6 protein-coding genes are annotated in these 7,664 nt (G+C 66.9%); 3 read left to right on the plus strand and 3 right to left on the minus strand.

From position 1 onward, the window contains the following. The first annotated feature begins 23 nt into the window (after nucleotides 1-23). Nucleotides 24-1,370 carry an FAD-dependent oxidoreductase gene (locus DPV74_RS01520; RefSeq protein ID WP_060314805.1) on the plus strand — a complete coding sequence of 449 codons (1,347 nt, stop codon included), beginning with the start codon at nucleotides 24-26 and terminating at the stop codon, nucleotides 1,368-1,370. Nucleotides 1,371-1,708: 338 nt separating this feature from the next. On the opposite strand, the gene DPV74_RS01525 is transcribed toward DPV74_RS01520, so the two are convergent. Then, the gene (locus DPV74_RS01525; RefSeq protein WP_021162744.1) at nucleotides 1,709-2,479 is read right to left on the minus strand and encodes an IclR family transcriptional regulator C-terminal domain-containing protein; all 771 of its coding nucleotides are present in this window, start codon (nucleotides 2,477-2,479) and stop codon (nucleotides 1,709-1,711) included. A 172-nt stretch (nucleotides 2,480-2,651) separates the two neighbouring features. Here DPV74_RS01525 and DPV74_RS01530 point away from each other — a divergent pair, with 172 nt between their 5' ends. Further along, a complete protein-coding gene (locus tag DPV74_RS01530) occupies nucleotides 2,652-3,263 on the plus strand; it encodes a hypothetical protein (RefSeq protein WP_060195800.1) in 612 nt (203 codons plus the stop codon). A 96-nt stretch (nucleotides 3,264-3,359) separates the two neighbouring features. Here the strand turns inward: DPV74_RS01530 and DPV74_RS01535 are convergent, their stop codons facing one another. Then, nucleotides 3,360-4,661, minus strand: a complete 1,302-nt coding sequence (locus DPV74_RS01535; protein ID WP_027791585.1) for a UDP-N-acetylglucosamine 1-carboxyvinyltransferase — start codon at nucleotides 4,659-4,661, stop codon at nucleotides 3,360-3,362. A 204-nt stretch (nucleotides 4,662-4,865) separates the two neighbouring features. After that, nucleotides 4,866-6,173 carry a shikimate transporter gene (shiA, locus tag DPV74_RS01540; protein WP_048023001.1) on the minus strand — a complete coding sequence of 436 codons (1,308 nt, stop codon included), beginning with the start codon at nucleotides 6,171-6,173 and terminating at the stop codon, nucleotides 4,866-4,868. A 355-nt stretch (nucleotides 6,174-6,528) separates the two neighbouring features. Here shiA and DPV74_RS01545 point away from each other — a divergent pair, with 355 nt between their 5' ends. Beyond that, nucleotides 6,529-7,656, plus strand: a complete 1,128-nt coding sequence (locus DPV74_RS01545) for a 4-hydroxyphenylpyruvate dioxygenase family protein (RefSeq protein WP_059861260.1) — start codon at nucleotides 6,529-6,531, stop codon at nucleotides 7,654-7,656. Nucleotides 7,657-7,664: the final 8 nt, after the last annotated feature.

Below are 7,664 nucleotides of genomic sequence, written 5' to 3' on the forward strand. Positions count from 1 at the left end.
GCGCCCAACGAGGAGATCATTCGATGGCGATCCAATACGCGGTTCATTGCTCGGACCAGCGCCCCGTACAGGTCCTGCATGCGGATGTCCTGGTGGCGGGCGGCGGGGCAACCGGTCTGGCGGCGGCTGTCACAGCCGCTCGCCAGGGGTGCAGGGTGATTCTGGTCGAACGGTACGGCTTTTGCGGCGGCGGCGCCGTCGCCGGATTGTCCGGCACGATCTGCGGCCTGTACGAGGCCAGCGACGGCGACGCACCGCCGCGGCAACTGGTGCATGGCTTCGTCGACGAGTTCATTGTGCAGATGGAGCGGCGTGACGGGCTGAGCGCGCCGCTCAAGTACGGCAAGACCTATACGCGCGTTCACGAACCGTTGGCCTGGCGTGAGAGCGCCGATGCATTGCTCGCCGAAGCAGGCGTGACGACGATCTATCACTCGACCGTCACGGAGGTCCTGATGGAGGGCGACCGTGTTGCGGGCGCTCAGCTGTACACGAAGGAAGGCAAGGTGCAGGTCAGGGCCGGGGTGACGATCGATGCGACCGGCGACGCGGATCTGGTTGCGATGGCCGGATTGCCGACCTTCATGGGCGACAACGGGCACGTGCAGAACCCGACGATGATCTTCCGGTTGACGGGCGTGGACGTCGAGCGATTCGTGTCGGCCTATGGGCGAGACACGATCATGCCCGCCGAGGTGATGGCGCATATCGCGCACGCGAATACCTCTGGCTACCGGCTCCCGCGCACAAAGATATGGCTGTTTCCGACGACGCGGCCGGGCGAATTGCTGTGCAACTGTACGCGTGTCACGGGGAGCGACGGCCGCGAACTGAACGCGGTGCTTTATCGAGATTTCTCGGATGCCGAAGTCGAAGGGCGTATTCAGGCGCGCGAGTACGCACGGTTTTTCCGCCAATACCTCGCCGGTTGCGAGGCGAGCTGGGTGAATGACACGGCCGTCCAGGTGGGCGTCCGGCAGACCCGGCAGGCGCAAGGCGTCGCGACACTACGCAATGCGGATATTCTCGGCGGCGCGAAATTCGCAGACGGCATTGCGCGGTCGCCATGGCCGATCGAGTTGCATGCCGGAAACCGGCCACGCGTCGAATGGTTGCTCAACGACTTCTACGAAGTGCCATTCGGCTGCTTCGTCCCTTCCTCCGGCGAATCGCTGCTGTTTGCCGGGCGCTGCCTGTCTGCCGAGCACGAAGCCGTCGCATCGGCCCGTGTCACCGCGCAATGCTTTTCCTACGGTCATGCGGTAGGGCATGCGGCGGCGCTTTCCGTCAACGAGCATCTTGAAACGAGACGGATCGCCGGGCAGGACATTCGCATGTTGCTCAATCGCGATGGCGCGGATCTCGATTGAAGGAGGGTGGAAAGGCGCCTGGTCCTGGCGGGAGGACCGATGCCACGAGCCAGTGGCGAGGCTCGGCGCGCGGCTCGTCCTGCGGGGCAGCGCGCCGATCTTGTCTGCTCATGCGGCGTCGGATCGTGCGCGGCGGTGGCCCCGATCTTGAATCGCCGCCGTGACACAGCTGCGCGAGGTGTTGCGGTGAAGCGGTGATGGCCTGTCGATGTACTTGCCGTGACGCGTCGCGAGCGGCGTGGGTCTTCTATCCGATCGATGACGGTATCGAGGCCGTCAGCGACTTCAGCGATTTGCGGAAACGAGCAGGCGGCAGACGGGACAATCGGCGAACTTTCCTACAGCACGTTGAGCATCGCGAGCGCGGCTTCCTGCAGGTGCGGCAGGACGCGCCGCACGGCCGCATCGGTCGTCTCCGCGCCGATCGGCATGTTCGTGCTCAGCGCGGCGACCACTTCGCCGTGACGGTTCTTCAGCGGCACCGCGATGCCGCGCACGCCGACCTGCAATTGCTGTTCGATCGCCGCGAAACCGGCGTCGCGTGCCTGGTCGACCTGTTCGAGCAGGCGCGCCTTGTTGGTGACCGTGTGCGGCGTGAACGGCGGCAGTTCGGTGTCGTCGAGCCACGCGCGCACGGCTTCGCGATCGGGATGATGGGCGAGCAGCACGACGCCCGGCGACGTGAGCGGCGCCGGCACGCGCGCGCCGAGCACGAAGCCGGTCGTCATCACGCGCGACACGCCGTTGCGCGCGATGAACACGAGCTCCCAGCCGTCGAGCACGCTCACGTACGCCGATTCGTTCAGCGACGCGCTCAGTTGCTGTAGATAGGGCTGGACCGTGCGCGGCAGGCGTGCCGAATCGAAGTACGACCAGCCGACCCGCAGCACGCGCGGCGTGAGGCCGTACAGCTTGCCGTCGGTGTACACGTAGCCGAGCGATTCGAGCGTCAGCAGGTAGCGCCGCGCGGCCGTGCGCGTGAGGCCGGTGCGCGCGGCGGCCTGGGTGGGCGTCATGCGCGCGTGCTGGCTGTCGAATGCCTCGAGGATCGCCAGGCCTTTTTCGAGGCCGGCAATCCAGTCGCGTCGGTCGAGTTCGGGCTTTTTCATCGTCGGAAGGTGGCGTCCCGGTGCGCGGCAATCGCGCATGAGTGGGCGATTATCGCGCAAATCGGATCTGCCGCAATGTATCGCCGGGCTTGCATGCGCCGGCGCCGGGTGCGTGCCCCGAGCCCGGAACATGCCTGTCGTTTAGAATCGGCGCCTCAACTGGACCACAACAATGAAAATTCGCGAATCCGTGTTGGCCGTGCTCGTCGCGGCCGTGCCGCTGCTTGCCGCGGCGAATCCCTCGTCCGGCACGCCCCTCCCGAAGCCGTCCGTCGACGTGCGTGCGTGGCCGCGCATGACGTCGCCGAAATTCGGCTGCTACGTCGAAACGACCTTCGGCTACCGTGACAAGCGCTTCAATTGCGCGCTGAAGAAGTACCGGAATACCGGCGATGCGTGCGGGAACACGAAGGCCTACTACGAAGGCCCGGTGTTCCCCGACCGGCTCGCGGCCGGCGTGCATCCGCTCGCGACGAAGGTCGAACTGGACTGGGAGCACGGCGACCTGCAGATGGTCACCGTCACGCTCAAGGGAACCTGGAACGAAGCGGACGTGCGCAAGGCGTTCGGGCTGCCGCGCGCGGAAGCGCGCAAGCTGACCGACGCGGAGTTGCGCTCGGCGCCGGGCAACCTGATGGACACGAGCGTCCAGTATCCGTCGTCCCCGCTCGACGAAAGCCTGGCGAAGCGCCCGAGCAACCCGGCGCGCGGGACGACGGCCGTGATGCTCTACGGGTTCGACCACATGGGCGCCGGCGATGCCGATTGCGGGGGCGGTGAGTAACGGGGGGAGGGACGGGAGAAGGCGGCTGACACAGCCGCCGACCGGGTGCGGGTGGCGGTACGGCGCTCGTGTGGCGTGCGCCGTACCTTCAGGGTCTTACTCGCTGCTCGTCCATTCGACGTTCGCGCCGACCGAGCGCAGGTTCTCGACGAAATGCGGATGCGCGCGGCGGATCGGCAGCGCGTTCATGATTTCCGAGCGGCCTTCGATGCTCGCGGCCACCATCAGCAGCGCGATCGCGACGCGGATGATGTACGGGCTCTCGACGCGGGCCGGCGTCAGCTGCAGCCCGCCGAACGTGATCAGCCGGTGCGGATCGGACAGCAGCACGTGCGCGCCGAACTTCGACAGTTCGCCGGACCAGCCGAGCGCACCGTCGTAGACCTTGTTCCAGAACATCGCGCTGCCTTCCGCGCGCACGCCGAGCGCGATGAAGATCGGCAGCAGGTCGACCGGCAGGTACGGCCACGGCGCGGCTTCGACCTTGGTGAGGATGTTCTGCGTGAACGGCCGGCGCACGCGCAGCGGGCCGTCGCGTTCCGCGCGCGACCAGCCGTCGCGGTGCGTGACGTTGACGCCGAACTTCGCGAACGTGCGGTCGATCAGCGGGAAGTGTTCGGGCGACGAGTTGCGTACCGTGATGTCGCCGCCCGTGATCGCGCCGAGCGCGAGGAACGTCGCGATTTCATGGAAATCCTCGGCGAAGCGGAACTCGCCGCCGCCGAGCTTGCGGCCGCCCGTCACGCAGAGCCGCGACGTGCCGATCCCCTCGATCGCGACGCCGATCATCGCCAGGAACTGGCAGAACTCCTGCACGTGCGGCTCGGACGCGGCATTCATCAGCGTCGACGTGCCGTTCGCGGTCGTCGCGCACAGCGCGAAGTTTTCGGTGGTCGTCACCGACGCGTAGTCGAGCCAGTGATCGTTGGCCGTCAGCGGGCCGTCGGTGCGGACGATCAGCGAATCGGGCGTGCGCTCGATGTGCGCGCCGAAGCGCTCGAACACCTCGACGTGCGGATCGATCTCGCGCACGCCGAGCGTGCAGCCCTTCACGTCGTTCTCGAGGCGCGCGACGCCGAAGCGCGCGAGCAGCGGCGGGATCAGCATGATCGACGAGCGCATCGCTTCCGGCAGCCGATGGACGGCCGGATCGAATTTCGTGTCGCGATGGTGGAGTTCGAGCAGGCCCGTCGTGAAGTCGACCGACACGTCGCTGCCGAGCGTGCGGAAGATGTCGAGGATCTTGCGCACGTCGGTGATGTCCGGCACGCCGATGAGGCGCAACGGCTGGTCGGTCAACAGGGTGGCGCACAGGATCGGCAGGACGGCGTTCTTGTTCGCGGACGGCTTGATGTCCCCGCGCAGCGGAGTGCCGCCGTGGACGATGAGATTCGACATGATATGGGGGCGTATCGGTGACTGACGTAGGCCCATATGATGCCATTGGTCGGCGGGCGGCGTGGAATGTTCAGAGGGGAAAAGGGGGAATCGGCGCGTATAACTGACAGTGTTTGACGTCGCGCGCGACGCAGCGAGGCCGTTGGCAGTCGCCGTCGAGCGATGCGTGATGGCCGGCCACGGTTGGGGCCGGCCATCGGGTCGTTACTGCGCCGCCCGCATCCGCGCGGCGACGATCAGCGAGATCAGGCAGCCCACCGCGAGATAACCGGCGACGAGGTGCCACGAGCCGCCTGCCACGCTGACGAGGCCGACCGCGATGAACGGCGTGAACCCGCCGCCGACCACGCTCGCGAACTGGTAGCCGACGCCCGCGCCGCTATAGCGGTATTCGGCGCCGAACAGCTCGGTGAACAGCGGCTGCTGGACACTCACGACCATGTCGTGCGCGGCGTTCGCGAGCAGGATCGAGAAGATCACGATCCACGCGATCGACCGCGCCTCCAGCGCGAGGAAGAACGGCACCGCGGACGCGACGCCGATCAGCGCGCCGATCAGGTAGATGCGGCGCAGGCCGTAGCGGTCGGCCAGCCACGCGAAACACGGGATCGTCACGCAGCTCACCGCCCCCACCAGCAGGCCGATGTTCAGGAACAGGTCGCGCGACATGCCGAGGTTCGTCGTCGAATAGCTGAGCGCGAACGCGGTGACGATGTACATCGTGAACAGCTCGGCGAGCCGCAGCGCAATGATCAGCAGGAACGCCTTCGGATGGCGCGTCAGTGCCTCCAGCACCGGCAGGCGCAGCTTGCGGTTGCCGTGTTCGACCTTCTCGACGAACTCCTGCGATTCGTCCATGTTCTTGCGCACCCACAGCCCGATCAGCACGAGCACGATGCTGAACACGAACGGCAGGCGCCAGCCCCACGACTTGAACGCGGCCTCGCCGAGCGTGTGGCTCAGGATCGACACGATGCCCGTGGCCAGCACGAGGCCGACGCCGTAACCGACCTGCACGCCGCTGCTGTAGAACGCCTTCTTTTGCTTCGGCGCGCTTTCGACGGCCATCAGCGCCGCGCCGCCCCATTCGCCGCCGACCGCGAAACCCTGGATCGCGCGCATCAGCACCAGCAGCACGGGTGCCCACCAGCCGATCGTCGAGAATGCCGGCAGCAGGCCGATCGCGACCGTCGACAGCCCCATCAGCATCACCGTCAGGACCAGCATCCGCTTGCGGCCGAGCCGGTCGCCGTAGTGGCCGAACACGATGCCGCCGAGCGGCCGGAACAGGAAACCGACACCGAAGGTCGCGAACGCCGCGAGCGTGCCCATCGTCGGGCTGACTTTCGGGAAGAATTCGGAATTGAATACCAGCGCGGCGACGATCCCGTACAGCAGGAAGTCGTACCAGTCGACAACGGCGCCGACGAAGCTGCCGATCGCGGCCTTGCGGGCCTGGCTGCGGACGCGGGCGCTGGCGGCGGCGTCGAGGGTGTCGAAGGTTGGGGTCATGGCGGTGTCTCCTGGCACGGCGCATCGTGGAATCGTGGCGGCGCCGCGTCCGATGCTGCATTGAAGTCGATGAGTGAACGGAGAATAGGGCGCGCGCCGTACGGCGGCAATCGGCCAATCGGACAGAGTGCGCGATTATCGTACAAGTCCGTGCGATTATCGAACGCTTTTCGGGTTTGCACTAGGCGGCGCGACGATATCCCGTTTGGCCAGGGTGTGCCGCCGTGAACGATCTGGTTAAAATCTGCAGCATTGAGAACTTGCCCGTTCGGGGCGGATGCGGTCGCCACGCTGGCCGCGTTTGCCGCCAGCGACGGGCGCCATCCCCATCGAACGCATGCCCCCGGAGACTGGAATGCCCGGCAATTCCCACCCCCTGTCCAGCGATACGCCGCCCGTTGCCGATCCGGCCGCCAATCCGCTCGGGATGGCCGGCCTCGAATTCGTCGAATTCGCGGCGCCGGTGCCCGAGGCGCTCGCGCAGCGCTTCGAGCAGCTCGGGTTCAAGGCGATCGCGCGGCATGTCAGCAAGAACGTCACGCTCTACCGGCAAGGTCAGATGCATTTCCTGATCAACGCCGAGCCCGATTCGTTCGCCGCGCGCTACGCGGAGGAATACGGGATGGGTGTCTGCGCGATCGGGCTGCGCGTGGCCAGCGCCCGGCGCGCGTTCGAGCGGGCGATCGAGCTCGGTGCGTGGGCGTTCGAAGGCGAGAAGGTCGGCGTCGGCGAGCTGAAGATCCCCGCGATCCAGGGCATCGGCGATTCGCACCTCTATTTCGTCGACCGCTGGCGCGGGCGCGACGGCCAGCGGGGCGGCGTCGGCGACATCTCGATCTTCGACATCGATTTCCGGCCGATCGACATCGCGACCGCGCATACCGATCTCGATTGCGTGGGCGTCGGGCTGCAGCAGGTCGATCATTTCACGCAGACCGTCGGCGCGGGGCGCATGCGGGAGTGGCTGGATTTCTACCACGACCTGCTGCATTTTCGCGAGATCCACGAAATCGACGCGCACTGGCACGTGTCGGAGGAATCGCGTGTGATGGTGTCGCCGTGCGGCGCGGTGCGGATTCCGGTCTACGAGGAAGGCACGCGGCGCACCGAGCTGATGCACGCGTATCTGCCCGACCATCCGGGCGAGGGCGTGCAGCACGTCGCGCTGGCTACCGACGACATCCTGTCCTGCGTCGATGCGCTGCGGGCGAACGGCGTCGAATTCATCGAGCCGCCGGCCCGCTATTACGATGACGTCGACGCGCGGCTGCCCGGGCATGGTGTCGATCTCGACGCGCTGCGCCGTCGCGCGGTGCTGGTCGACGGCGAGATCGGCGGCGACGGCGTGCCGAAGCTGTTCTTCCAGACTTTCGTCAAGCGCCGGCCCGGCGAGATCTTCTTCGAAATCGTGCAGCGCAAGGGACACCACGGGTTCGGCGAAGGCAATCTCGCGGCGCTCGCCCGCGCGCGCGACGCCGGCTGAGCGACGCC

The organism is Burkholderia sp. HAN2018 (genome assembly GCF_024704855.1).
Lineage (GTDB): Bacteria > Pseudomonadota > Gammaproteobacteria > Burkholderiales > Burkholderiaceae > Burkholderia > Burkholderia cepacia.